This window comes from Citrobacter sp. Cf116, from assembly GCF_030336505.1.
Taxonomy (GTDB): Bacteria; Pseudomonadota; Gammaproteobacteria; order Enterobacterales; family Enterobacteriaceae; genus Citrobacter; species Citrobacter freundii.
In genome coordinates this window covers 15145-39982 of sequence record NZ_JAOWEQ010000040.1, presented here as the reverse complement: position 1 = coordinate 39982, position 24838 = coordinate 15145, and the positions used below count along the sequence as shown (strand labels likewise).

Below are 24838 nucleotides of genomic sequence, written 5' to 3'. Positions count from 1 at the left end.
AGGCCTGATAAGACGCATCGCGTCGACATCAGGCAGATTAATCAGGCGTTCAACGGGTTCATTTCCTCCCGCCGCAGCATTTGACACAACGCGATCAGCGGCAAACCTACCAAGGTATTTGGGTCACGGCCCTCCAGGCGTTCAAAGAGTGCAATACCTAACCCTTCACTTTTGAAACTACCTGCACAATGGAGCGGACGCTCTTTGCGCAGATAATCATCAATTTCCGCCTCGCTTAAATGACGGAAATGGACGTCAAAAGGTTCTACTTCAGTTTGTAAATGTCCGGTCGCAGAATTATACAGCGCCAGTCCGGTGTAAAACGTCACAATATTGCCACGGGCTTTGAGTAACTGTTGGCGCGCATTTTCTTCTGTTAATGGTTTGCCGGTTATTTCACCATCAAGAACACAAATTTGATCGGAGCCAATAATCAGATGCGAGGGATAACGGTGGGCGAGTGATTGTGCTTTTTGCTGAGCCAGTCGCAACACCAGATGACGCGGCGCCTCGCCTGGTAATGGTGTTTCATCAACCTCTGGTGCTGCGCATTCGAACGGAATTGCCAGTTTTTCGAGTAAAGCGCGACGCCAGGGAGAGGTGGAAGCAAGAATAAGTTGAGGCATATTTTTTCCCTCGCATATAGCGTATTGATGAGAGCCATTTTAAACTATGGACTTCGACCTACAAGCTGGCTGTAGTGGCTTGTCTTGAGCGATTTTAAGTCGATGACCCGCAATGTGTGCGAATTATTGGCAAAAGGCAACCACAGGCTGCCTTTTTCTTTGACTATATGACGTTACAAAGTTAATATGCGCGCCCTATGCAAAAGGTAAAATTACCCCTGACTCTTGATCCGGTTCGTACGGCTCAGAAACGCCTCGATTATGAAGGTATCTATACTTCTGATCTGGTTGAGCGCGTCGCCGATTCTGTAGTCAGTGTGGACAGTGATGTGGAATGCTCCATGTCGTTCGCTATCGATAACCAGCGTCTCGCCGTTATAACCGGTGATGCGAAGGTATCGGTTACGCTCGAATGTCAGCGTTGCGGGAAACCGTTCCCACTTCATGTTCACACAACATATTGTTTTAGTCCTGTCCGTTCTGACGAGCAGGCTGAAGCACTCCCGGAAGCGTATGAGCCGATTGAGGTTAACGAATTCGGTGAAATCGATCTGCTTGCAATGGTTGAAGATGAGATTATCCTCTCCTTGCCGGTAGTTCCGGTGCATGATTCTGAACACTGTGAAGTGTCCGAGGCGGACATGGTCTTTGGCGAATTGCCTGATGAAGCGCAAAAACCAAACCCATTTGCCGTATTAGCCAGCTTAAAGCGTAAGTAATTGAGGAGTAAGGTCCATGGCCGTACAACAGAATAAACCAACCCGTTCCAAACGTGGCATGCGTCGTTCTCATGACGCTCTGACCGCAGTCACCAGCCTGTCTGTAGACAAAACTTCTGGTGAACAACACCTGCGTCACCACATCACTGCCGACGGTTTCTACCGTGGCCGTAAGGTAATCGCTAAGTAATCACGCATGACTCAATGGCTTTCCCACCCCTGGTGAGAAAGACAAAGAGTGAACGCGTGATGAAGCTTAGTGAGGCTTTCCCCGGGTAACTGGGGAAACACCTAACCGGGCAGCGACGATACCTTGACACGTCTAACCCTGGCGTTAGATGTCATGGGGGGAGATTTTGGCCCTACCGTGACAGTGCCTGCAGCATTGCAGGCACTGAATTCTAATTCGCAACTCACACTTCTTTTAGTCGGGGATCCCGATACAATCACGCCATTACTTGCCAAAGCTGACTTCGAACAACGTTCGCGTCTGCAGATTATCCCTGCTCAGTCAGTTATTGCCAGTGATGCCCGGCCCTCGCAAGCTATTCGCGCCAGTCGTGGAAGCTCAATGCGTGTTGCCCTGGAGCTCGTGAAAGAAGGTCAGGCACAAGCTTGTGTCAGCGCCGGTAATACGGGCGCACTTATGGGACTTGCGAAGTTATTGCTCAAACCCCTTGAGGGGATTGAGCGTCCGGCGTTGGTGACGGTGTTACCGCATCAGCAAAAGGGCAAAACGGTGGTGCTGGATTTGGGCGCCAACGTAGATTGTGATAGCACGATGTTGGTGCAATTTGCCGTCATGGGTTCCGTGCTGGCAGAAGAGGTTGTTGGCATTGCCAATCCTCGCGTAGCGTTACTCAACATCGGCGAAGAAGAAACGAAAGGTCTCGACAGTATTCGAGATGCTTCAGCTGTGCTAAAAACAATCCCTTCCATTAATTATATCGGCTATCTTGAAGCCAATGAGTTACTGACTGGCAAAACCGATGTGTTGGTCTGTGACGGCTTTACAGGTAATGTCACATTAAAGACGATGGAAGGTGTTGTCAGAATGTTCCTTTCACTGCTGAAATCTCAGGGTGAGGGCAAAAAACGGTCGTGGTGGCTTCTGTTATTAAAACGTTGGTTACAAAAAAGCCTGACAAGGCGATTTAGTCACCTCAACCCCGACCAGTATAATGGCGCCTGTCTGTTAGGATTGCGCGGCACGGTGATTAAGAGTCATGGTGCGGCCAATCAGCGAGCATTTGAAGTCGCGATTGAACAGGCAGTGCAGGCGGTGCAGCGACAAGTTCCTCAGCGAATTGCCGCTCGCCTGGAATCTGTATACCCAGCTGGATTCGAACTGCTGGACGGTGGCGAAAGCGCAACCTCACGAGCACACAGATAACGGTGCGTTTGTGAATGTGGCCAACGTATCAGCGATTTGCTCGTGGCGGTATATAACCAAAAAGTGACTGAGCGTACATGTATACGAAGATTATTGGTACTGGCAGCTATCTGCCTGAACAAGTGCGTACTAACGCCGATTTGGAAAAAATGGTTGAGACATCTGATGAGTGGATCGTCACTCGTACAGGTATCCGTGAACGCCATATTGCAGCGCCAAATGAAACAGTTGCGACGATGGGCTTTGCCGCCGCAAACCGTGCGATTGAAATGGCGGGCATCGACAAAGAGCAAATTGGTCTGATTGTGGTTGCTACCACATCATCCACTCACGCATTTCCAAGCGCGGCGTGCCAGATCCAAAGTATGCTAGGGATCAAAGGCTGTCCGGCGTTTGACGTTGCAGCCGCTTGCGCTGGTTTCACTTACGCCCTGAGTGTTGCCGACCAGTATGTTAAATCTGGCGCAGTTAAGCATGCTCTGGTCGTTGGCTCTGATGTTCTGGCGCGCACCTGTGATCCAACCGATCGCGGAACGATCATCATTTTCGGTGATGGGGCGGGCGCGGTTGTACTGAGCGCATCAGAAGAGCCAGGCATTCTCTCCACGCATCTGCACGCTGACGGTCGCTATGGCGAACTGTTGACGCTGCCTAACGCCGATCGCGTGAACCCAGAAAACCCGATTCATCTGACGATGGCGGGTAACGAAGTATTTAAAGTCGCGGTGACCGAGCTTGCGCACATCGTTGATGAAACGCTGGAAGCCAATAATCTCGACCGTTCTGCGCTGGACTGGCTGGTACCGCATCAGGCTAACCTGCGCATTATCAGCGCGACAGCTAAAAAGCTGGGTATGTCGATGGATAATGTTGTCGTGACGCTCGACAGACATGGTAATACCTCTGCTGCCTCCGTACCGTGCGCGCTGGACGAAGCCGTCCGCGACGGGCGTATTAAAGCTGGGCAGTTGATATTGCTTGAAGCCTTCGGGGGTGGATTCACCTGGGGCTCCGCGCTGGTTCGTTTCTAGTATAAGGATTTAAACATGACGCAATTTGCATTTGTGTTTCCGGGGCAGGGTTCCCAGACCGTTGGGATGTTGTCTGAAATGGCAGCAAACTACCCAATTGTTGAAGAAACATTTGCTGAAGCATCAGCTGCGCTGGGCTATGATCTGTGGGCGTTGACTCAGCAGGGTCCGGCCGAAGAACTGAATAAAACCTGGCAGACGCAGCCAGCGCTGTTGACCGCATCTGTCGCGCTTTATCGCGTATGGCAGCAGCAGGGTGGTAAAACACCTGCGCTGATGGCGGGTCACAGCCTGGGCGAATATTCTGCGCTGGTCTGCGCAGGCGTGATCGCATTTGCTGATGCCGTACGTCTGGTAGAACTGCGCGGTAAGTTCATGCAGGAAGCTGTACCAGAAGGCACAGGCGGTATGTCTGCGATTATCGGTCTTGATGATGCGTCTATCGCTAAAGCATGTGAAGAGTCAGCAGAAGGTCAGGTTGTTTCTCCGGTTAACTTCAACTCGCCAGGCCAGGTGGTTATCGCGGGTCATAAAGAAGCGGTTGAACGTGCGGGCGCTGCCTGTAAAGCTGCGGGTGCGAAACGTGCTCTGCCACTGCCAGTTAGCGTGCCGTCTCACTGTGCGCTGATGAAGCCTGCTGCTGAAAAACTGGCCGTTGAGCTGCAGAAAATCACCTTTAACGCGCCGACTGTTCCGGTCGTGAACAACGTCGATGTGAAGTGTGAAACCACGGCAGATGCAATTCGCGATGCGTTGGTTCGTCAGCTGTATAGCCCGGTTCAGTGGACTAAAACCGTTGAATTTATGGCATCCCAGGGCGTAGAGCACCTGTATGAAGTCGGTCCGGGTAAAGTTCTGACCGGTTTGACGAAACGTATTGTTGACACCCTGACTGCTTCGGCACTGAATGAGCCGGCGGCACTGTCTGCGGCGCTAGAGCAATAAAAGAGGAAGACCATGAGTTTTGAAGGAAAAATCGCGCTGGTTACCGGTGCAAGCCGTGGCATTGGCCGCGCAATTGCTGAGACACTCGTTGCCCGTGGCGCGAAAGTTATCGGTACTGCTACCAGCGAAAGCGGCGCGCAGGCCATTAGCGATTATTTAGGTGCAAATGGTAAAGGTCTGATGTTGAATGTGACCGATCCTGCATCTATCGAATCTGTTCTGGAAAATATTCGCGCAGAATTTGGTGAAGTCGATATCCTGGTCAATAATGCCGGGATTACTCGTGATAACCTGTTAATGCGCATGAAAGATGACGAGTGGAACGATATCATCGAAACCAACCTGTCATCTGTTTTCCGTCTGTCAAAAGCGGTAATGCGAGCTATGATGAAAAAGCGTCATGGGCGTATTATCACTATCGGTTCTGTGGTTGGTACCATGGGAAATGCGGGTCAGGCTAACTACGCTGCGGCGAAAGCGGGTCTGATCGGCTTCAGTAAATCACTGGCGCGCGAAGTTGCGTCTCGTGGCATTACTGTAAACGTTGTTGCTCCGGGCTTTATTGAAACGGACATGACGCGTGCGCTGTCTGATGATCAGCGTGCGGGTATTCTGGCGCAGGTTCCTGCGGGTCGCCTTGGCGGCGCTCAGGAAATCGCCAGTGCGGTTGCATTTTTAGCTTCTGACGAAGCAAGTTACATCACAGGTGAGACTTTGCACGTCAACGGCGGGATGTACATGGTTTAACCACGATTGAAAAATATTTGCGTTATTAGGGTGAATGGCCTCAAAATAGCGCAAAATCGTGGTAAGACCTGCCGGGATTTAGTTGCAAATTTTTCAACATTTTATACACTACGAAAACCATCGCGAAAGCGAGTTTTGATAGGAAATTTAAGAGTATGAGCACTATCGAAGAACGCGTTAAGAAAATTATCGGCGAACAGCTGGGCGTTAAGCAGGAAGAAGTAACCAACAATGCTTCCTTCGTTGAAGACCTGGGCGCAGATTCTCTTGACACCGTTGAGCTGGTAATGGCTCTGGAAGAAGAGTTTGATACTGAGATTCCGGACGAAGAAGCTGAGAAAATCACTACCGTTCAGGCTGCCATTGATTACATCAACGGCCACCAGGCGTAAGTGAACATCTCCAGGCGGTCATTCGACCGCCTGAGTTTTATCTTTTTATCCCACTTGAATTATTTTCCCTCCCTGGAGGACAACCGTGTCTAAGCGTCGTGTAGTTGTGACCGGACTGGGCATGTTGTCTCCTGTCGGCAATACCGTAGAGTCTACCTGGAAAGCTCTCCTTGCCGGTCAGAGTGGCATCAGCCTGATCGACCATTTCGATACTAGCGCCTATGCAACGAAATTTGCTGGCTTAGTAAAGGATTTTAACTGTGAAGACATTATCTCGCGCAAAGAACAGCGCAAGATGGATGCTTTCATTCAATATGGAATTGTCGCTGGCGTTCAGGCCATGCAGGATTCTGGCCTCGAAATAACGGAAGAGAACGCCCACCGTATTGGCGCCGCTATCGGCTCTGGTATTGGCGGTCTCGGTCTTATCGAAGAAAACCATACCTCTCTGGTAAATGGTGGACCGCGTAAGATCAGCCCGTTCTTCGTTCCGTCGACGATTGTTAACATGGTGGCAGGTCACCTGACCATCATGTACGGCCTGCAAGGGCCAAGCATCTCCATCGCGACCGCCTGTACTTCAGGCGTGCATAACATCGGTCATGCTGCACGTATCATTGCATACGGCGATGCGGACGCGATGGTTGCGGGTGGTGCAGAAAAAGCCAGTACGCCGCTGGGCGTGGGTGGTTTTGGCGCGGCACGTGCGCTGTCTACACGTAATGATAACCCGCAAGCGGCAAGCCGTCCGTGGGACAAAGAACGTGATGGCTTTGTGCTGGGCGACGGCGCAGGCATGGTTGTACTGGAAGAGTACGAACATGCGAAAGCGCGCGGTGCAAAAATCTATGCTGAAGTCGTTGGCTTCGGTATGAGCAGTGATGCTTACCACATGACGTCACCACCGGAAAACGGTGCAGGCGCTGCGCTGGCAATGGTCAACGCGCTGCGTGATGCGGCTATTGAAGCGGGTCAGATTGGCTATGTCAACGCGCATGGTACGTCTACGCCTGCAGGCGATAAAGCAGAAACCCAGGCAGTGAAATCTGTCTTTGGTGATGCGGCAAGCCGTGTAATGGTAAGCTCCACCAAATCTATGACCGGACACCTGTTGGGTGCGGCGGGCGCGGTAGAGTCTATTTTCTCTATTCTGGCGCTGCGCGATCAGGCTATTCCGCCAACCATCAACCTGGATAACCCGGATGAAGGTTGTGATCTGGACTTCGTACCTCACGAAGCGCGTCAGGTTAGTGGTCTGGAGTATGCGCTGTGTAACTCCTTTGGCTTCGGTGGTACCAACGGCTCTTTGATCTTTAAAAAGATTTAAGCCCGTTAGGTGATGCGCTAGCATCGATAGCAAATTGAAAAGGTCCGCTTGTCGGGCCTTTTTTTATTCGGTTTTCCGCCCTTGTCCTGTGTTACTCATCCTGCCAAACTAGCGGACCAGAAATAAGGAGCCACCATGTTCTTAATTAATGGCTGCGAGCAAAATATGCTGGCAGCAAGCGATCGAGCGACACAATTTGGTGATGGCTGTTTTACCACTGCCTGTATTATCGACGGCGAAATCCCTCTCTTTGCAGCGCATCTTGAGCGTTTACAAGACGCTTGCCAAAAACTGCTGATCTCTTTTGAAAATTGGTCCGAGCTGCAAAATGAAATGAAAATGCTGGCGAAAAGGCACGTACGCGGGGTGTTGAAAGTGATTATCAGCCGTGGCAGTGGAGGCCGGGGTTACAGTGGCAAAAGTTGTCACAGCGCCACACGCATCCTCTCCGTTTCAGCCTGGCCCGTTCATTACGATCGTTGGCGGCAAGATGGCATTGTGCTGGCGCTAAGCCCAGTACGTCTGGGACGTAATCCACTGCTTGCCGGACTTAAGCATCTGAATCGACTGGAGCAGGTGTTGATTCGCTCTCATCTTGAACAGACGGACGCAGATGAAGCACTGGTTCTTGACAGCGAGGGATGGGTTACGGAATGCTGTGCGGCTAATTTGTTCTGGCGTAAAGGTGATGTGGTTTACACGCCCCGCCTGGATCAGGCCGGAGTAAACGGCATTATGCGACAATTCTGTATCCGGATGCTGGCACAATCGCCATTCAGTATTGTCGAAGTGTATGCCGGGTTGGAGGAGGTTATGCAGGCTGATGAAATCGTCGTCTGTAACGCGTTAATGCCCATTATTCCCGTGTGTGCCTGTGGCGACACATTGCTGTCTTCACGTTTGTTATTCGATTTTTTAGCCCCACTTTGTGAGCACCCGAATTAGTCATGAAAAAACTGTTACTTGTTGTCCTGTTATTGCTGGTTGTGCTGGGCATTGCCGCGGGAGTGGGAATGTGGAAAGTTCGCCATCTGGCGGACAGTAAATTATTGATTAAAGAAGAGACGATTTTTACGCTGAAAGCGGGGACGGGCCGCCTGGCCCTTGGCGAACAGCTGTATGCGGACAAGGTTATTAACCGTCCGCGCGTGTTCCAATGGCTGCTGCGTGTGGAACCCGAACTGTCGCATTTTAAGGCCGGAACCTACCGTTTTACACCCGACATGACGGTTCGGGATATGCTGCAACTGCTGGAAAGCGGCAAAGAGGCGCAGTTCCCGTTACGTCTGGTTGAAGGGATGCGCCTAAGCGATTACCTGAAACAGCTGCGCGATGCCCCGTATATCAAACATACGTTAAGCGACGATAGCTATGAGACCGTGGCCCAGGCGCTGAAGCTGGAAAACCCGCAATGGGTGGAAGGTTGGTTCTGGCCAGATACCTGGATGTATACCGCCAATACTACTGACGTAGCGTTGCTAAAACGCGCGCATCAGAAAATGGTTAAAGCGGTGGATACTGTCTGGGAAGGGCGCGCTGACGGCCTGCCTTATCAGGACAAAAACCAGCTGGTAACCATGGCTTCTATTATTGAAAAAGAGACTGCGGTTGCCAGCGAGCGTGACCAGGTTGCTTCGGTGTTTGTTAACCGTTTACGTATCGGTATGCGTTTACAAACCGATCCGACGGTGATTTACGGTATGGGGTCACGGTATAATGGCAAATTGTCGCGCGTGGATTTAGACAGCCCGACCGCTTATAACACCTATACCATTACAGGACTGCCACCTGGCCCGATTGCCATGCCGGGAGAGGCATCGTTGCAGGCCGCGGCACATCCGGCAAAAACGCCGTATCTTTATTTTGTGGCTGACGGTAAAGGTGGCCACACGTTTAACACCAATCTTGCCAGCCACAACCGGTCCGTGCAGGATTACCTGAAAGTGCTTAAGGAAAAAAATGGGCAGTAACTATATCGTCATCGAGGGCCTGGAAGGCGCCGGAAAAACCACCGCGCGTAACGTAGTGGTAGAGACACTTGAGCAACTCGGTATTCGTGACATGGTTTTCACCCGCGAACCTGGCGGCACGCAACTGGCTGAGAAACTAAGAAGCCTGGTGCTGGACATTAAGTCGGTGGGTGACGAGGTTATCACTGACAAAGCCGAAGTTCTGATGTTTTACGCTGCGCGCGTACAGCTGGTCGAAACCGTTATTAAACCTGCGCTGGCGAAAGGCGCGTGGGTAATTGGCGATCGTCACGATCTGTCTACTCAGGCGTATCAGGGCGGTGGACGTGGTATCGATCAAAACATGCTGGCAACCCTGCGCGATGCAGTACTCGGCAATTTTCGCCCGGATCTGACTATCTATCTGGATGTGACGCCAGAAGTCGGGTTGAAGCGTGCCCGTGCACGCGGCGAGCTGGATCGTATTGAGCAGGAATCTTTCGATTTCTTTAATCGTACCCGCGCGCGCTATCTTGAGCTGGCTGCCAAAGACGCCAGCATTCGCACTATAGACGCTACGCAGCCGCTGGAGGCTGTGATGGCTGATATTCGCAATACCATCACCCAATGGGTGAAGGAGCAGGGCGCATGAAATGGTACCCATGGTTACGACCGGATTTTGAAAAACTGGTGGCCAGCTACCAGGCGGGTCGTTGTCACCATGCGTTACTGATTCAGGCGTTACCCGGAATGGGCGACGACGCGCTTATTTACGCCCTCAGCCGATATTTAATGTGCCAGCAGCCGGAAGGACATAAAAGCTGCGGACAGTGCCGTGGCTGTCAGCTGATGCAGGCGGGGACACACCCTGACTACTATTCGCTGCTGCCAGAAAAAGGCAAAAGCACGCTGGGGGTTGATGCTGTACGCGAAGTCAGTGAAAAGCTGTACGAGCATTCGCGTCTCGGCGGTGCGAAGGTCGTATGGATCCCTGATGCCGCCCAGTTAACCGATGCTGCCGCCAATGCCCTGTTGAAAACGCTGGAAGAACCCCCGGCACAGACCTGGTTTTTCCTCGCCAGCACAGAGCCAGCTCGTTTGCTGGCGACATTACGCAGCCGTTGTCGGTTACATCATCTTGCGCCACCTCCGGAGTCGTATGCTATCTCCTGGCTTGCTCGTGAAGTGACTGCGTCGTCAGAAGCGCTGCTTAGCGCGTTACGTCTAAGTGCCGGTTCGCCAGGCGCGGCACTCACGCTGTTACAGGCTGAAAGCTGGGCACACCGTACAGATTTTTGTGCGGCACTGGTGAATACATTAAACGCCGGTGATTGGTATATCTTGCTCGCGGCGTTAAACCACGATCAGGCTGCCGCCCGTTTACACTGGCTGGCAACGTTGTTTACGGATGCGTTGAAACGTCCGTATGGGATTGCCCATTTAACCAATCCCGATGCCCTGGACCTGATATCTTCCATCGCAGAACGGTTATCCGTTGCCCAGATACAGGCGATACTCGGTGACGTTTGTCATTGCCGTCAGCAGTTGCTGAACGTAACGGGCGTAAACCGCGAGCTGGTATTAACCGACCTTATTCTTCGTATTGAGCATTACCTGCAACCAGGCACCGTACTGCCTGTTCCCCATCTTTGAGAGAGACATTATGTTTTTAGTCGACTCACACTGCCATCTTGATGGCCTGGATTATCAATCTCTGCATAAGGACGTGGACGACGTGCTGGCGAAAGCGGCCGCACGCGATGTGAAATTCTGTCTTGCCGTTGCAACCACCTTGCCAGGATACCGCAGTATGCGTGAACTGGTTGGTGAGCGTGACAATGTGGTTTTTTCCTGCGGCGTGCATCCGTTAAATCAGGATGAAACCTATGATGTTGAGGAGCTGCGTCGTTTTGCCGCCGAAGAGGGGGTTGTGGCGATGGGAGAAACCGGGCTGGACTATTTTTACACGCCGGAAACAAAGGTGCGTCAGCAGGAATCTTTTATCCACCATATTCAGATTGGCCGTGAGTTACAGAAGCCAGTTATCGTGCATACCCGCGATGCGCGAGCCGACACGCTGTCTATTCTGCGCGAAGAAAAAGTGACGGATTGTGGCGGCGTACTACACTGTTTTACAGAGGACAGAGAAACGGCGGGCAAATTACTGGACCTTGGATTCTATATCTCGTTTTCCGGCATCGTCACGTTCCGAAATGCAGAGCAGCTCCGTGATGCCGCCCGCTATGTTCCTCTGGACCGGTTATTGGTCGAGACGGATTCTCCCTACCTTGCGCCTGTACCGCATCGTGGAAAAGAGAACCAGCCCGCCATGACTCGTGACGTTGCAGAGTACATGGCCGTAGTGAAAGGTGTTGCCGTTGAAGAACTGGCGCAGGCAACCACTGATAACTTTGCCCGCCTGTTTCACATCGACGCTTCTCGCCTGCAATCTGTTCGTTAACTGACTTTTTTTAAAGCTCGTAATTAATCACTAATGCGAGTAAAGTTCACCGCCACAAAATGGGCGGTGAATAACCAGCTTGACACATTCAGAAACGCATTTTATCGGAATGTGCGGATTTTGCGGCCATTCACGACTGAACTGTGATAGCCGTCAAACAAAAACAAACTGAATTATTTTACTCTGTGTAATAAATAAAGGGTACTTAGATGCCCTGTACACGGCGAGGTTCTCCCCCCTCGCTAATGCGTGAGAACGTAGAAAAGCACAAATACTCAGGAGCACTCCTAATTATGTTTAAGAATGCATTTGCTAACCTGCAAAAGGTCGGTAAATCGCTGATGCTGCCGGTATCCGTACTCCCAATTGCAGGTATCCTGCTGGGCGTCGGTTCCGCTAACTTCAGCTGGCTGCCAGCCGTTGTATCGCACGTAATGGCAGAAGCGGGCGGTTCTGTTTTTGCGAACATGCCGCTGATTTTTGCTATCGGTGTTGCGTTAGGCTTCACTAATAATGACGGTGTATCTGCACTGGCATCCGTTGTTGCTTACGGCATCATGGTTAAGACCATGGCTGTAGTTGCGCCGCTGGTTCTGCATTTACCTGCTGAAGAGATCGCAGCTAAACACCTTGCTGATACGGGTGTTCTCGGGGGGATTATCTCCGGTGCGATTGCAGCGTATATGTTCAACCGCTTCTACCGTATTAAATTGCCTGAGTATCTTGGCTTCTTTGCGGGTAAGCGCTTCGTTCCTATCATTTCTGGTCTGGCTGCTATCTTCACAGGTGTGGTTCTGTCCTTCATTTGGCCACCAATCGGTACTGCTATTCAGACGTTCTCCCAGTGGGCTGCATACCAGAACCCGGTCGTGGCGTTCGGTATCTATGGCTTCATTGAACGCTGCCTGGTGCCGTTTGGTCTGCACCATATCTGGAACGTTCCATTCCAGATGCAGATCGGTGAATACACCAACGCTGCAGGTCAGGTGTTCCACGGCGACATCCCTCGCTATATGGCGGGTGACCCGACTGCGGGCAAACTGTCCGGTGGCTTCCTGTTCAAAATGTACGGTCTGCCGGCGGCTGCTATCGCTATCTGGCACTCTGCTAAACCAGAAAACCGCGCGAAAGTGGGCGGTATCATGATCTCCGCGGCGCTGACCTCGTTCCTGACCGGTATTACCGAGCCGATCGAGTTCTCCTTCATGTTCGTGGCGCCGATCCTGTACATCATCCACGCGATTCTGGCTGGTCTGGCATTCCCGATCTGTATCCTGCTGGGTATGCGTGACGGTACGTCGTTCTCCCACGGTCTGATCGACTTTATCGTTCTTTCCGGTAACAGCAGCAAACTGTGGCTGTTCCCGATTGTCGGTATCGGTTATGCGATTGTTTACTACACCATCTTCCGTGTGCTGATCAAAGCGCTGGACCTGAAAACTCCGGGTCGTGAAGATGCCACCGAAGACAGCAAAGCAGGTGCGTCAGGCGAAATGGCTCCGGCTCTGGTTGCGGCGTTCGGCGGTAAAGAAAACATCACTAACCTTGATGCGTGTATCACCCGTCTGCGTGTCAGCGTGGCTGACGTTGCCAAAGTGGATCAGGCTGGCCTGAAGAAACTGGGTGCGGCGGGCGTTGTGGTAGCTGGTTCCGGTGTTCAGGCGATTTTCGGTACCAAGTCCGATAACCTGAAAACTGAAATGGATGAGTACATCCGTAACAGCTAAGCAGTAAGAAATTGGGGAGAACTAAGGCAGCCTACGGGCTGCCTTTTTTATTGCATTAATTAGCCTGAACGCGAATCGGCGCGGTGACGGCGAACAGCCACGGACGAGCCTCTGCATTCACGCGAGGGGATAACGTCTCTCTGACCTGCTGGTGGTAATCATCAATCCATTGCTTTTCAGCTTCACTCAACAGATGCAGTTCAACCAGATTCAAATCAATCGGCACCAGCGTCAGCGTTGAGAAACGACAGAAGCCAGGGCGGCTGTTGATTATTTCCACTTGGTTCTCAATACGGATCCCATATTGCCCGGCCAGATAGTAACCCGGTTCGATAGTGATGATATTGCCCGCGACCAGAGGCCAGGGGTTTACTTTCTTGGCAATGCGATGGGGTTGTTCATGGATAAGCAACTGGTGGCCTACGCCGTGTCCTGTTCCATGATCAAAATCCAGGCCTAAATCCCACAACGCCCGACGGCTAAAGGCATCCAGTTGATGGCCCTGAGTGCCGCTGGGAAACTGCAGTGAAATAAGCGACAAAAAGCCTTTCAGCACGGCGGTGTAATGCAGACGACGTTGCGGATCCTGTGGACCAAACGCGAAGGTACGCGTCGTATCCGTCGTACCATTGTGGTACTGGCCGCCGGAATCATTCAGATACATGGCCTGCGAGGTAATTGGCGTATTGGTTTTTTCACTGGAGTGGTAATGACACATCGCCGCATTGCTGGCAGAGGCCGATATCGTGCTGAAGCTTTGCTCAATAAATCCCGGCTGCTGCTGGCGAAATTCCAGTTGCTTTGCCTGGGCTTCCAGTTCGGTGACCGGATTGCCAGCCGCTTCGCGCAAAGGGACTTCATGGGCCAGCCAGGCAAGGAAATTAACCCAGGCTGCGCCATCTTGTTCATGGCATTCCCGATAGCCCGCCAGTTCAACGTCATTTTTGTGGGCTTTCATCAAGGTGATGGGATCAGGGGCCCATAAGACGTTGCCACCGTGTTCTTCAATGGCAAAACGCAACGCAACCGGGGCGTAGTCTTTATCGACCAGGAAGCGTTTCCCACTGGCCAGTTGCTGGCAACGTACCAGGAAACTCTCTTGCGGGGCCAGCGTGAGCGTGTTCAGCAGTGATACGGGGAGTTGCTGCGTTTTGTTGCTATCCACAAACCATTCCAGCTCACCGCTGCGATGGAGCAGGGCAAACGAAAACGGTACTGGCACCATAGCCAGATCTGAACCGCGTACATTCAACAGCCAGGCAATGTTATCCGGCAGGGTAATTGCCAGTACGTCAGCCTCATGTTGAGCGAGTTGTTCCACGACGCGGGCACGCTTTTGCGTGCTGTTTTCCCCGCTGATTTCAATGGGCATTTCACGAATGATGCCGCAGGGGGCTGCCGGTCGGTCAAGCCACACCTGGTCAAAAGGATCTTGCTCAAGAGGTACCAGCTCGCAATGAGTTGCCGACAAGGCTTCAAACTGGCTGTTGACCATCAGCAGCGGTTCAAAGCCGATACGTGTACCCGCTGCAACGTGAGACTGCAAATAGTCGGCCAGCGGTTCATCGTGTAAATGATGAATTTCAAAATCATCCAGCGAGACTTCATTGCGTACCTGGACCTGATAGCGTCCATCGACAAACATTAACGCGCGATCCCGAAGGACCAACGCGAGGCCGGCAGAGCCGCTAAATCCGGTCAGCCAGGCCAGTTTATTGTCATGCGGCGTACAATCTTCGCTTTGATGAGCGTCGGCGCGCGGAACAATCATGCCATCCAGCCCCTGCGCTATCAGCAGGTTGCGCAGGGCGGAAAGAGGAGTTGAGTTGTGCATAGTTAACCTTCAGGTCTTAACGGAACGGCGGTTCGTTGAATGTACGTAATTTACGGGAGTGCAGTCGGTCGCCTTCAGCACGCAGACGATCGATAGCCCGGATACCTATTTGCAGATGCTCAGAAATAGCACCTTCATAAAAACGGTTGGCCTGACCAGGTAGTTTGATCTCACCGTGCAGCGGCTTGTCGGAAACGCACAGCAGCGTGCCGTACGGAACGCGGAAACGGTATCCCTGAGCGGCGATGGTGGCGCTTTCCATATCGATAGCCACCGCGCGACTGAGGTTGAAACGCAGCGCAGAAGCGGAATAGCGTAGCTCCCAGTTACGATCGTCGGTGGTGACGACAGTACCGGTACGTAAGCGCTGTTTAACTTCTTCACCGGGCATACCGCTGACTTCTTTGGTGGCGTCATACAGGGCGCGTTGTACTTCCGCAATGCTCGGAATCGGAATATCCGGCGGTAGTACGGCATCCAGAACGTGATCGTCACGCAGATAAGCGTGGGCCAGAACATAGTCGCCAATCGCCTGGCTTTCACGCAGACCACCGCAGTGACCAATCATCAGCCAGACGTCAGGACGCAGTACGGCCAGATGATCGCAAATGGTTTTGGCGTTAGACGGGCCAACGCCGATATTGACCAGCGTGATCCCCTGACCGTCAGCCGTGATTAAATGCCAGGCGGGCATCTGGTGTTTCTTCCAGGCGAGATCGGAGATGGCTTCTTCTGGCGCTTCGGTTTCGGCGGTGATCCAGATCCCGCCCGCACAAGAAAGCGCGATATATGGGCTGTCCGGGTCGAGGATCTGGCTGCAACCCCAACGCACAAACTCATCGACGTAGCGGGTGTAGTTGGTGAACAGCACAAAAGGTTGAAAATGTTCAACCGGCGTTCCCGTGTAATGACGTAGTCGCGCCAGCGAAAAATCTACGCGTCGGGCATCGAAGTGAGACAGCGGAGAAAATTCCGCCGGATGAAAAATCCCGTCTGCCGTTTCGTCACCAATCTGCGACAATTCAGTGGTGGGGAAATGGCGCGTTAATCCGGCGCTCATCGAGCGATCCAGCGTCAGTTCTGAACCGTCAATCACATAGGGATAGGGGATTTCATGCTGCGACGGCTCGACGGAGATATGCGCATCATAATCCTGATACAGCAGCGTGAGCTGTTCTTCAAGATACGGACGAAAAAGCGACGGGCGGGTAATCGTAGTGGTGTAGCTGCCCGCATGGGTAAAACGACCATAGGCTCGGGTTTTCGGGGGATTGGTGGCGATGCCATCCCAGGTGACACACAGTGATGGGTAAACAAAAAGACCGTTATGGCGGGCGATTACATCAGGGAGCGTCCCTGTTTCAATATACTTACCAATGGCGCTACGCAGTGCTTTAACCGACTGCTCGTACAGCGCGTCCAGTTTATCCAGTGCCTGAGCCGGGGTCAGGCTGGAGCCCTTATTGTTCATGTCTGTCTCCTTGTTCCACAGATGTACTGCTCTCCCGATAGTATGTCACAGGAATGTGAAACAAAAGTCAGACGTTGAGGAAGATTGTGCGAAGACCGGACGGCCTCCGCACCCTGGCTTAACCGTGCTGCTTATCCCGCATCAGCAATGCTGTAGTCGCGGAAATAAGACAACCCGCCATCAGATAAATGGCTACACTGTGCCAGTCTCCGCCGGAGAATGTTACCAGTGCAGCAGCAATGAAGGGGGTAAAACCGCCGCCAACTACGCTTGCTACCTGATAACCAACGCCTGCGCCGCTGTAGCGATAGCTTGCGCCAAACAAACCGGTAAACATAGGCTGCTGTACGCAGACCACCATATCGTGTGCAATGTTGGCCAACATAATCGCGAAGAACACGATCCAGAAAATGGATTGTGCTTCTAACGCCATAAAGAACGGGAATGCGCTAAGCGTCCCGACCAGTGCGCCAGTAATGTAAACGCGCCGGCGACCAAAGCGGTCGGCGAGCCAGGCAAAGCAGGGGATGGTCAGACAGCTCAGTCCACCCACCAACAAGCCGATATTCAGAAACAGTTCACGAGGTAAACCCAGATTCTGCGTGGAGTAATTAAGGGCAAACGCGGTGACGATATACATCGTCAGCAGTTCACACAGGCGCAGAGCGATAATTTTCAAAAACGCACCTGGATGACGGATTAATGCCTCGACTACCGGTAGTCTCTTTTTCTCTGGTTGCGGTGCCTGCTGCTGCTGTTCGAATTCGGCCGATTCATCCATTCGGTTACGCATCCACAACGCGCCCAATACCAGCACGATGCTGAACAGGAATGGAATACGCCAGCCCCAACTCAGGAACTGCTCATCGGTGGTTTGCGAGCTAATCAGCGAGACCAGACCGGTAGAAAGTAACAGTCCGACGCCGTAACCAACCTGGACGCCGCTGCTGTAGAAGGCTTTTTTATTTTTCGGCGCGCTTTCGACCGAGAGCAACGCTGCGCCGCCCCATTCACCGCCAACGGCGAATCCCTGAATGGCGCGTAGTGTCACCAGCAGCACAGGAGCCCACCAGCCAATGGTGTCAAAAGAGGGAATAATCCCGATCAGCGCAGTGGCAATACCCATCATCCAGACGGTAAGCATCAGCATACGTTTACGGCCCAGACGATCGCCGAAGTGGCCGAAGATCACCCCGCCTAACGGACGGAACAAAAATCCGACGCCAAAGGTAGCAAATGCGGCAAGTGTCCCCATCGCTGGGCTGACCTGCGGGAAGAACTCGCGGTTAAAGACCAGTGCGGCAGTAATGCCATAAAGCAGAAAATCATACCAGTCGACCACTGCACCCGCGAAGCTGCCAAGCGCAGCGCGTCGGGCGCGGTTAAGCGAAGAGGCGTCCTGTTGGGGACCCGTGGAGGTGAGGGTGGAATCCATAGTTATCCTGTCTGTACTGTTTTTTAGTTATTAGTATTTGAGTTGGGCTACACACATTGCAGTCGCAATATTAACGACCGTTATGAGATTACCGCGACAGACGGGAAGTGAAAACGATTATCTCCCTCATCTGATGGCAACATGAAAAATAAGATGAATGAAAAATCTGAATCTGGTGGAATCGTGGCCTGTCAGGAGTGTTCTGATTTCAGGCGGAGCATTAGGAGTACTGTATTTGGGGAAGCTATAAACCCACTTTCATAATGGCATACGGAGATTCAGTGAAACCACATCGCTCATAAGCACGAATCGCACGCCCGTTATCTCCGTGGACATATAAGCGAAGCTCCAGTGCTTTTTGTTCAAAGTGTGCGCGGTAGATGCGGTAGCCCAGCGCATTAAGCAACATCGCGTCGGCCGGTGTGGCGTCACGGATTTGCAATGTCATGAATGATTCCCGTCCTGGTAATAAATTGACGATTACTGAATTATATCAAAACTGTCAGTGATACAGTGGGATGCGAATATTTCAGAGGCTTGTCAGTATGAAGATTGTTTTTATCCCTGCGTTGATCGTAGTCCTGATTGATAAAGAACAGGATATAGGACGGGAATTGACCCGCGATGAGGTTGAGTCCATTCGCGATGGCGCTACAGCCGTCCGCCTGCCGGCCGAAGCAGCCGAGGATATAATCAGAGAGCGTGGCTACCGCGATATTGATCCTGAGAATGTCTGGCGCGAGTGGCAGGCGTATAAAGCTGACTGAATGTCGACGGGAACACACTGCTTTAGTGCCACATGAAAATTGTGCACTTACACGGATGCGTTTGTTCAGCAGCTGGCGTGGAGCTGAGGGGCAACTTTGAGCGAGGAGCTGACGTTTACACCTCACGAACGAACTCAAACATAAAATTTTTCCAGTTATGCAGTGGCTATAAGGTATGTATTGACATGATATCTATGCCAAAATGAATTAAATTTAATCATTTACGGAGTATTGCAAATCATGGCTATTGTGTTTATTCCTGCCCTTGTTGTGCTGCTTGAAGCCAAAGAGAAGGACTTCGGACGAGAATTGACACGAGAGGATGTTGAGTCAATCCGTGATGATGCTACTGCTATTGAGTTACCTGCTGAGATTGCCAAGGACATGATCGAAAGCCGAGGCTATCCCGATATTGATGCGAAAAATGCCTGGGATGAGTGGTTACTATATAAAAAGACCATAAATTCTTAAGAGCATTGATGTGCTTCGAACAGAACTTCTCTAAATCGATCAACTATTCGGTAAAGGAATATTATGATTTTTGGTGATCCCTATCGCTTTGCAATCTGGATTGAATACGTTCCGCAGTGGGGCGATTCTATAAAGAATGGGTTTTTTTATTTCTTTTTGAACGGGAGTATGTATCCTAATGATATCCGCACATCGACCTTATTCGTTGATTATGATGATGTTATTGATTCTGAAAATGCTCTTATAGCTATGCCATGTGATGATGAAATATTTAATGCATCTACGGATAAAGCTTTTGAATATCTGTATAAAATGGCTTACCCACAGCCCACGTCAGAGGATGAATATCCTGATGGAATTTGTAAGTTCAATGCTTCACCCACGATCATTTTAGAATCTGGAGCATGTTTTTTTGCCGTTTCGAACAAAAATTTCGTTAGAATCTTAGGTGGTAAGGTATCTGAATTAGTCTCACATGGTGAGAGACGCGTTTGGCAAGATATAAAGCACCCTGTTATAGAAGATATAACTATAGAAAAAATCGAAATTAATAAAATAATTTCAAGCTTTAAGGAATATACCACTTCTTTATTACAAATAGATCGTTAATGACATTCAAGGGCTAGGGATTTTGCATTTAAACCACTTATATCCTCATCTGAGAAAATCACAGCGAGGGTGTTTGTAACGCCCAGTATTCAGCTTAAATATGCACGAAATTCCTCTACTCAATGGGCACAAACCATGTTGCAAACTTCCGCTCCTGGCACGAATCGGACCGCCTGAAGCGCCGCGAGATCCGCTACTAGCGACGGTCAAAAGTAATAAATGCGATGGCCGAAAAATAAGCACATCAGTATGTATGTATGTATGTATGTATGTATGTATGCTGAATTTAACCAAAAACATGCATAGCTTCCAATTGCTCTTTTTTCATTTCATTACAAGAGGATAAAAACTTATCTTTAAAATCTGGTGGGGGAGTTCTTAGTTGCTGAACTGCCGCTTTATTTACTTCTAACTCCCGTAATTGTGCAATTGTGCTTCTACGAATCGAGGAGAGAAAAAAATCCCCTGCATTTTCTTTATGACTCTCCAAATAATTAGTCAATATTTTAGACGATGCCTGAATTGCTTTTTCCTCAGAAAAACCCAAAGTAAAGCGAGAGTAGATGACATTGTATTGGTATAGGCATGCTGCTTCAGCCATTTGTTTAGCTTGCTCCCCTGGGGAGGGTTGATTTGCCCACGATTGGGAAGTGATGAGCAATATAAGCAGTAACAATTGTTTTTTCATGTGTAGAATCCCTACCATTGTGAATGCAATATTTAAACCTATCAAGCCTGGCTTTGACAACAACCGCTAACCTGCTCCTCGTTGGCCAACTAAGACTGTTGTTCTCCACGTCCGCTCCTGGCACGAAGCTGACGTTTACTATGCTCTGCAGGATGGCTCGACACCTGGATTATTATTTCAGAGATCAGCGCTGACTTTTTTCTCGCTTCCAGGCAGCAGAATGAGGCCAATTTTTAACACCCGACCATGGCTTGCACGGCCGGGTAATGGCTAAGAATGCGCGTAAACAAAAGGTTATGCCACTTATGTGCCTAAATGTTTATTAAAGAATGGAATAATCTCCGACAGCGCTTGTGCCGTCGCTTCCGGACGATCATACAGATCATAGTGAGATACCCCTTTCACAACCTGCAGCGTCTTCTCAACGGAGCGCGCGCGCTGATAAAGTTCATAACCGTCGCGATAAGAACCAAAACCACCAGGAACATCGCCAATAACAATATGTAATGGCTGTATCAGTAGCTTTTCCGTAAAGGCAAAAGCATCCCAGTTTAAGGCCGGTGCGGTGCTGGTAAGTCGCAGTTTGTTAGGCGAGCCTGGCTTTTGCCCGCGCGGGGTCGTGTAGTAATCAACTGCCTCAATGAGGCCGATATCGTTGATGTTCGCATTCGCCAACGCTTCTGCATTGTCAGGAATATAACCGACAACAAGAGCAGCGGCTCCCCGAGCTTCAGCAGTACGCTGTTTACCCAGCGCGTCAATCGTTCTGAGCGCGGCATCCGGACTGGAGTCCCCCTCACGCATAATGCGCCCATAATTGGCGGCAACCACAGTGGCAACGGCTTTGAAACGGTGATCAATGGTAGCGGCGCTAACGGCATATCCACCGCCGCCACAAACGCCTAAAACCCCAATACGATCTTCATCCACGTAGGCTAAAGTCACCAGATAGTCTATCGCGCAGCGAAAGTCTTCCACGCGGGTGGATGGATTTTCGCTAAAGCGTGGTTCACCCCCACTTTCACCCTGGGTAGAGGCATCGAAAGCAAGAGTAATAAATCCAGCTTCAGTCAGCTTCTGGCCGTAGACTGCGCCGGATGTCTGTTCTTTACAACTGCTGATAGGATGGGCGCAAACAATCGCCGGGTATTTCTGGTTGGCATCAAATCCCTCAGGTAAGCGGAGAGTGGCGGCAACTTGCCAGCTGTTGTGCCGGAATGAAACGACTTGTTCATGAGACATAGCAGGAGTTCCTCAAGTTAATGGCGACGTTCTGAGCATTAATGCGGGACGTTAATGTAAGGATAGACGGGTGACTTAAGCATCAACTGGCGGTCGGTATTGACGATGCCCACCGTACTGTCGCTGTCAAACAGTTGCCATGTGTAATCCGCCAGCTTTTCCGCGGTAATGAATGACTCCTCGGCAAACAATCCATCGCCACTGATGCCACCATTGTCTGAAGAATGAACAACGAATTCACTCTGTGTTGGACCTGGCGCGATCACCTTAGCCCGCATTTTTTTGCCCTTGTCACGCAGATTCTGCGCCAGTCCCTCGGTAAATGCGGCAACAAAGAACTTAGTCGCGCAATAGGTAACGGCGATATCAAAGAGTGAATAACCGCCGACGGATGACACGTTAATCAGCGTCGCCTCCCGATCGGCATAATCCCGTGTATACAGAAGGGAGAGCGTGGTCAGGGCCTTAACATTTAAATCCAGCATCCGGGTCGCTTTCGCTAAATCGATATCCCAGGGCATGGAGAAATCGCCAAACCCCGCATTATTGATAAGCATAACGAGATCGAAATCAGCCAACTGGCGATACAGGTGTTCTGCCTGGCCTTCCTGAGCCAGATCGCACGGTTTTGTGATGACCTGCATCGCATACCGGCTTTCAATATCCTGTTTAAGTTTCTGCAACTCGTCCTCGCGCCGGGCGGTGAGAATCAGGTTGTAGCCGCGAGAAGCGAACTTATAGCTAAGGGCTTTGCCGATGCCTGAACTGGCGCCGGTGATAAGGGTATATTTCATGATGTCGTTCTCTGGTCAGTGGTAGCCCGGTGGGCAAGGCGTGGGTCTACAGGTGTTCTGCGAAGAAAGAGACAAATTTGCCTGCCGCTTCCGACACATATTCAGGCTGGTCATACATGGCGATATGGGTAGCACCATTAACGATATGCAGGTTTTTATTCTGGCTTGCGGCTCGCTGATAAATCTCTTCCGTCATCCAGCGCGTTCCCGCCTCGCTGCCCGCAATTACCAGCATGGGCTGAGTCAAAAAAATATTGGCGAGGTTGAAGGCATCATAGGTAACCAGCTGAGCAAGGCTACGAGTGGTGAATCGACTGGGTGCGTTTCGGTGCATCGCTCGTGGCGTACGGTAATACTCATAAGCCTCAGCAAAATCCCTGTTTTGTGACTCCTCTACGGAGCTTGGGGTGGTGGGCAGATAGCCAGTGGCTGCGCCTTTTGCCTCCGCAGTACGTTGTTCCGCAGCCATTTGCAGAAGTTCAAGGGATGATGCAGGCTGTTGATTGCCTTCCCATCCCTGGCGATACATGTCGCCATAGTTAACGGCGCTGACGGTGCCAAGTGCTTTAATTCGGCGATCCAGCATGGTGGCGTGAATGGCATAGCCGCCGCCAGCGCAGATGCCAACGACACCGATTCGCTGCTCATCGACGCAGTGCTGAGCCACCAGATAGTCTATAGCTGCGCTGATATCTTCCACCCGGTGATATGGGTTTTCAAGCTGACGAGGTTCTCCGCTGCTTTCACCCTGATAAGCGGCATCAAACGCCAGGGTAATGTAGCCATGACGCGCCAGTTCTTCAGCATACAGGCCTGACGTTTGTTCTTTGACGCCGCCGCTCGGGTGAACGACCACAATAGCTGGATAGCATGCGGATTCGTTAAAATTCTCGGGCAGGAACAGATTCCCCGCCATGGTGATTTCGGCATTGGTAAAGCGAATGGATTTCATCATTTTGTCCCCCCGGAGTCGACGTGTGTTGTGACGGTGAAATGATGATAGAACTGGACAGTTCATTTGATTAGCGTGGATAATTTGATGTCAGTTATTAGCGTGGCTTATTAATCAATGAAAGAGAATCTTAACGACCTGATCACCTTCCTGACGGTTGTTCAGGAGGGAAGCTTCACGCGGGCGGCAGTGAAATCAGGGACATCACAGTCGGCGGTGAGTCAGACTATCGGGAATCTTGAAGCGCGTCTGCAGCTAAAGTTACTTAATCGCACGACGCGGAGCCTGACTCTGACGGAGGCGGGAGAGCGTCTGGCACAGTTGATTGGCCCGGCTATCGAAGAAATTTCTACCGGTCTTGATCAGCTTGCTGACCTGCGGGATAAACCCGCGGGCAGAGTGCGTATATCTGCCGATGAATACGCTATCCAGCAGGTTCTGTGGCCAAAACTGGCACCGGTTTTGAAGGACTATCCTGATATTCACCTGGAACTGATCACTGATTATGGCCTGGTTGATATCGCCAAAGAGCGTTTTGATGCCGGCGTGCGGCGAGGTGGCTTGATAGCCCAGGATATGGTGGCCATTCCGATTAGCGCGGAACACCGTATGGTGGTCGTAGCCTCGCCTCAGTGTCTGCAGGAACAGGATTTCCCGACAACTCCCGCACAATTGCTGACGCTGCCGTGTATCAATTTACAGTTACCCACTCATGGTCAGAATTTGCCGTGGACGTTTTTAATTAACGGGCAAGAGCAAAAGTTGCGCGTTCAGGGGCAGGTTATCGTTAACGGCATCAATCAGGTTCATCAGGCCTGTCTTGACGGTTACGGGCTGGCTTATGTTCCGCAGGCATTAGTGCAGGATGATATCGCCTCTGGCCGACTGCTCACCGTTCTGGACGACTTCACTATCACTTTCCCGGGGTATTATCTGTATTACACCAGCCGGCTGAAATCCTCGGCTGCGTTTAATATCATTGTTGAAGCGCTGAGAATGCCCGCATTACAGCGACGTGTTATCACTCGTTAAATGCAAAAATTACCGAAGTTACGAGAACTTGCATTAGCCACGGATAATCAGCGTACCGAAACCTGCATTTCACGGGTTGCTATGGTGCTGAGAGTAATCCCTGAACACCGCCTGTCTGCAGTTTATGAACCGATGATTAACATGGTTTTGACTGGTCCTAAACGCATGATGATTGATGACAGAACGCTGCAATATTATTCAGCTCAGAACAGTTGAAATGTTACCT

At 51.1% G+C, this 24838-nt stretch carries 28 protein-coding genes; 19 read left to right on the top strand and 9 right to left on the bottom strand.

All coding sequences use genetic code 11. From position 1 onward, the window contains the following. Positions 1-41: 41 nt before the first annotated feature. Positions 42-626 (bottom strand): Maf family protein, encoded by a 585-nt coding sequence (locus OGV74_RS16930; protein ID WP_003836743.1) that lies wholly within the window; start codon positions 624-626, stop codon positions 42-44. A gap of 197 nt (positions 627-823) precedes the next feature. Here OGV74_RS16930 and yceD point away from each other — a divergent pair, with 197 nt between their 5' ends. From yceD to ptsG, 14 genes are all read left to right on the top strand, one after another. Beyond that, on the top strand, positions 824-1345 hold the full coding sequence (gene yceD, locus OGV74_RS16925) for a 23S rRNA accumulation protein YceD (RefSeq protein ID WP_003036239.1): 522 nt from the start codon (positions 824-826) through the stop codon (positions 1343-1345). Positions 1346-1361: 16 nt separating this feature from the next. Next, positions 1362-1535, top strand: coding sequence for a 50S ribosomal protein L32 (rpmF, locus tag OGV74_RS16920; protein WP_003036242.1), 174 nt, complete (start codon positions 1362-1364; stop codon positions 1533-1535). Between the two features lie 123 nt (positions 1536-1658). Further along, complete coding sequence (gene plsX / locus OGV74_RS16915; RefSeq protein ID WP_003846798.1) at positions 1659-2738, top strand: phosphate acyltransferase PlsX; 1080 nt, start codon at positions 1659-1661, stop codon at positions 2736-2738. A gap of 77 nt (positions 2739-2815) precedes the next feature. After that, a complete protein-coding gene (fabH, locus tag OGV74_RS16910; RefSeq protein WP_003832181.1) occupies positions 2816-3769 on the top strand; it encodes a beta-ketoacyl-ACP synthase III in 954 nt (317 codons plus the stop codon). A 15-nt stretch (positions 3770-3784) separates the two neighbouring features. Beyond that, positions 3785-4714 (top strand): ACP S-malonyltransferase, encoded by a 930-nt coding sequence (gene fabD / locus OGV74_RS16905; RefSeq protein WP_008320343.1) that lies wholly within the window; start codon positions 3785-3787, stop codon positions 4712-4714. 12 nt (positions 4715-4726) lie between these two features. Then, positions 4727-5461, top strand: coding sequence for a 3-oxoacyl-ACP reductase FabG (fabG, locus tag OGV74_RS16900; RefSeq protein WP_003036255.1), 735 nt, complete (start codon positions 4727-4729; stop codon positions 5459-5461). A 155-nt stretch (positions 5462-5616) separates the two neighbouring features. After that, a complete protein-coding gene (acpP, locus tag OGV74_RS16895; protein ID WP_000103754.1) occupies positions 5617-5853 on the top strand; it encodes an acyl carrier protein in 237 nt (78 codons plus the stop codon). Between the two features lie 85 nt (positions 5854-5938). Then, positions 5939-7180, top strand: a complete 1242-nt coding sequence (gene fabF, locus OGV74_RS16890) for a beta-ketoacyl-ACP synthase II (RefSeq protein ID WP_003036260.1) — start codon at positions 5939-5941, stop codon at positions 7178-7180. 135 nt (positions 7181-7315) lie between these two features. Then, a complete protein-coding gene (gene pabC, locus OGV74_RS16885; protein ID WP_086503952.1) occupies positions 7316-8125 on the top strand; it encodes an aminodeoxychorismate lyase in 810 nt (269 codons plus the stop codon). Positions 8126-8127: 2 nt separating this feature from the next. Beyond that, on the top strand, positions 8128-9150 hold the full coding sequence (yceG, locus tag OGV74_RS16880; RefSeq protein WP_032948992.1) for a cell division protein YceG: 1023 nt from the start codon (positions 8128-8130) through the stop codon (positions 9148-9150). Beyond that, complete coding sequence (gene tmk, locus OGV74_RS16875) at positions 9140-9781, top strand: dTMP kinase (protein WP_086503953.1); 642 nt, start codon at positions 9140-9142, stop codon at positions 9779-9781. Before yceG ends, tmk begins: the two co-directional genes overlap by 11 nt. Next, positions 9778-10782, top strand: a complete 1005-nt coding sequence (gene holB / locus OGV74_RS16870) for a DNA polymerase III subunit delta' (RefSeq protein ID WP_286521241.1) — start codon at positions 9778-9780, stop codon at positions 10780-10782. Before tmk ends, holB begins: the two co-directional genes overlap by 4 nt. 10 nt (positions 10783-10792) lie before the next feature. After that, positions 10793-11590, top strand: coding sequence for a metal-dependent hydrolase (locus tag OGV74_RS16865; protein WP_003036276.1), 798 nt, complete (start codon positions 10793-10795; stop codon positions 11588-11590). Between the two features lie 293 nt (positions 11591-11883). Next, complete coding sequence (gene ptsG / locus OGV74_RS16860; protein ID WP_003036277.1) at positions 11884-13317, top strand: PTS glucose transporter subunit IIBC; 1434 nt, start codon at positions 11884-11886, stop codon at positions 13315-13317. 55 nt (positions 13318-13372) lie between these two features. On the opposite strand, the gene OGV74_RS16855 is transcribed toward ptsG, so the two are convergent. From OGV74_RS16855 to OGV74_RS16840, 4 genes are all read right to left on the bottom strand, one after another. After that, on the bottom strand, positions 13373-15151 hold the full coding sequence (locus OGV74_RS16855; protein ID WP_071667268.1) for an aminopeptidase P family protein: 1779 nt from the start codon (positions 15149-15151) through the stop codon (positions 13373-13375). 16 nt (positions 15152-15167) lie between these two features. Beyond that, entirely contained in the window at positions 15168-16622 is a 1455-nt protein-coding gene (locus OGV74_RS16850) for an AMP nucleosidase (RefSeq protein WP_016149940.1), read from the bottom strand. 118 nt (positions 16623-16740) lie between these two features. Then, complete coding sequence (shiA, locus tag OGV74_RS16845) at positions 16741-18057, bottom strand: shikimate transporter (protein WP_003036285.1); 1317 nt, start codon at positions 18055-18057, stop codon at positions 16741-16743. Positions 18058-18301: 244 nt separating this feature from the next. Continuing rightward, positions 18302-18505: an N-acetyltransferase gene (locus OGV74_RS16840; RefSeq protein WP_071697348.1), complete on the bottom strand. Its 204-nt coding sequence runs from the start codon at positions 18503-18505 to the stop codon at positions 18302-18304. A gap of 97 nt (positions 18506-18602) precedes the next feature. Here OGV74_RS16840 and OGV74_RS16835 point away from each other — a divergent pair, with 97 nt between their 5' ends. The 3 genes from OGV74_RS16835 to OGV74_RS16825 all read left to right on the top strand — a co-directional run bounded on the left by OGV74_RS16835 (position 18603) and on the right by OGV74_RS16825 (position 19904). Beyond that, positions 18603-18824, top strand: a complete 222-nt coding sequence (locus OGV74_RS16835) for a hypothetical protein (protein ID WP_071697349.1) — start codon at positions 18603-18605, stop codon at positions 18822-18824. Positions 18825-19064: 240 nt separating this feature from the next. Further along, complete coding sequence (locus OGV74_RS16830) at positions 19065-19295, top strand: hypothetical protein (protein ID WP_005120603.1); 231 nt, start codon at positions 19065-19067, stop codon at positions 19293-19295. 63 nt (positions 19296-19358) lie between these two features. Beyond that, positions 19359-19904, top strand: coding sequence for an Imm42 family immunity protein (locus tag OGV74_RS16825; protein WP_003840847.1), 546 nt, complete (start codon positions 19359-19361; stop codon positions 19902-19904). A gap of 286 nt (positions 19905-20190) precedes the next feature. Here OGV74_RS16825 and OGV74_RS16820 read toward each other — a convergent pair whose 3' ends face one another. From OGV74_RS16820 to OGV74_RS16805, 4 genes are all read right to left on the bottom strand, one after another. Then, the gene (locus OGV74_RS16820) at positions 20191-20592 is read right to left on the bottom strand and encodes a hypothetical protein (protein WP_016150076.1); all 402 of its coding nucleotides are present in this window, start codon (positions 20590-20592) and stop codon (positions 20191-20193) included. Positions 20593-20895: 303 nt separating this feature from the next. After that, positions 20896-21834, bottom strand: coding sequence for an alpha/beta hydrolase (locus tag OGV74_RS16815; RefSeq protein ID WP_086503955.1), 939 nt, complete (start codon positions 21832-21834; stop codon positions 20896-20898). A gap of 38 nt (positions 21835-21872) precedes the next feature. Further along, positions 21873-22628, bottom strand: a complete 756-nt coding sequence (locus tag OGV74_RS16810; protein ID WP_086503956.1) for an SDR family NAD(P)-dependent oxidoreductase — start codon at positions 22626-22628, stop codon at positions 21873-21875. A 46-nt stretch (positions 22629-22674) separates the two neighbouring features. Then, positions 22675-23583 carry an alpha/beta hydrolase gene (locus tag OGV74_RS16805; RefSeq protein WP_286521234.1) on the bottom strand — a complete coding sequence of 303 codons (909 nt, stop codon included), beginning with the start codon at positions 23581-23583 and terminating at the stop codon, positions 22675-22677. 114 nt (positions 23584-23697) lie between these two features. On the opposite strand from OGV74_RS16805, the gene OGV74_RS16800 reads away from it, so the two are divergent. Both OGV74_RS16800 and OGV74_RS23310 read left to right on the top strand, forming a co-directional pair. After that, the gene (locus OGV74_RS16800; RefSeq protein WP_086503957.1) at positions 23698-24612 is read left to right on the top strand and encodes a LysR family transcriptional regulator; all 915 of its coding nucleotides are present in this window, start codon (positions 23698-23700) and stop codon (positions 24610-24612) included. Next, positions 24613-24828: an AraC family transcriptional regulator N-terminal domain-containing protein gene (locus OGV74_RS23310; RefSeq protein ID WP_003846779.1), complete on the top strand. Its 216-nt coding sequence runs from the start codon at positions 24613-24615 to the stop codon at positions 24826-24828. The last annotated feature ends 10 nt before the right edge of the window (positions 24829-24838 follow it).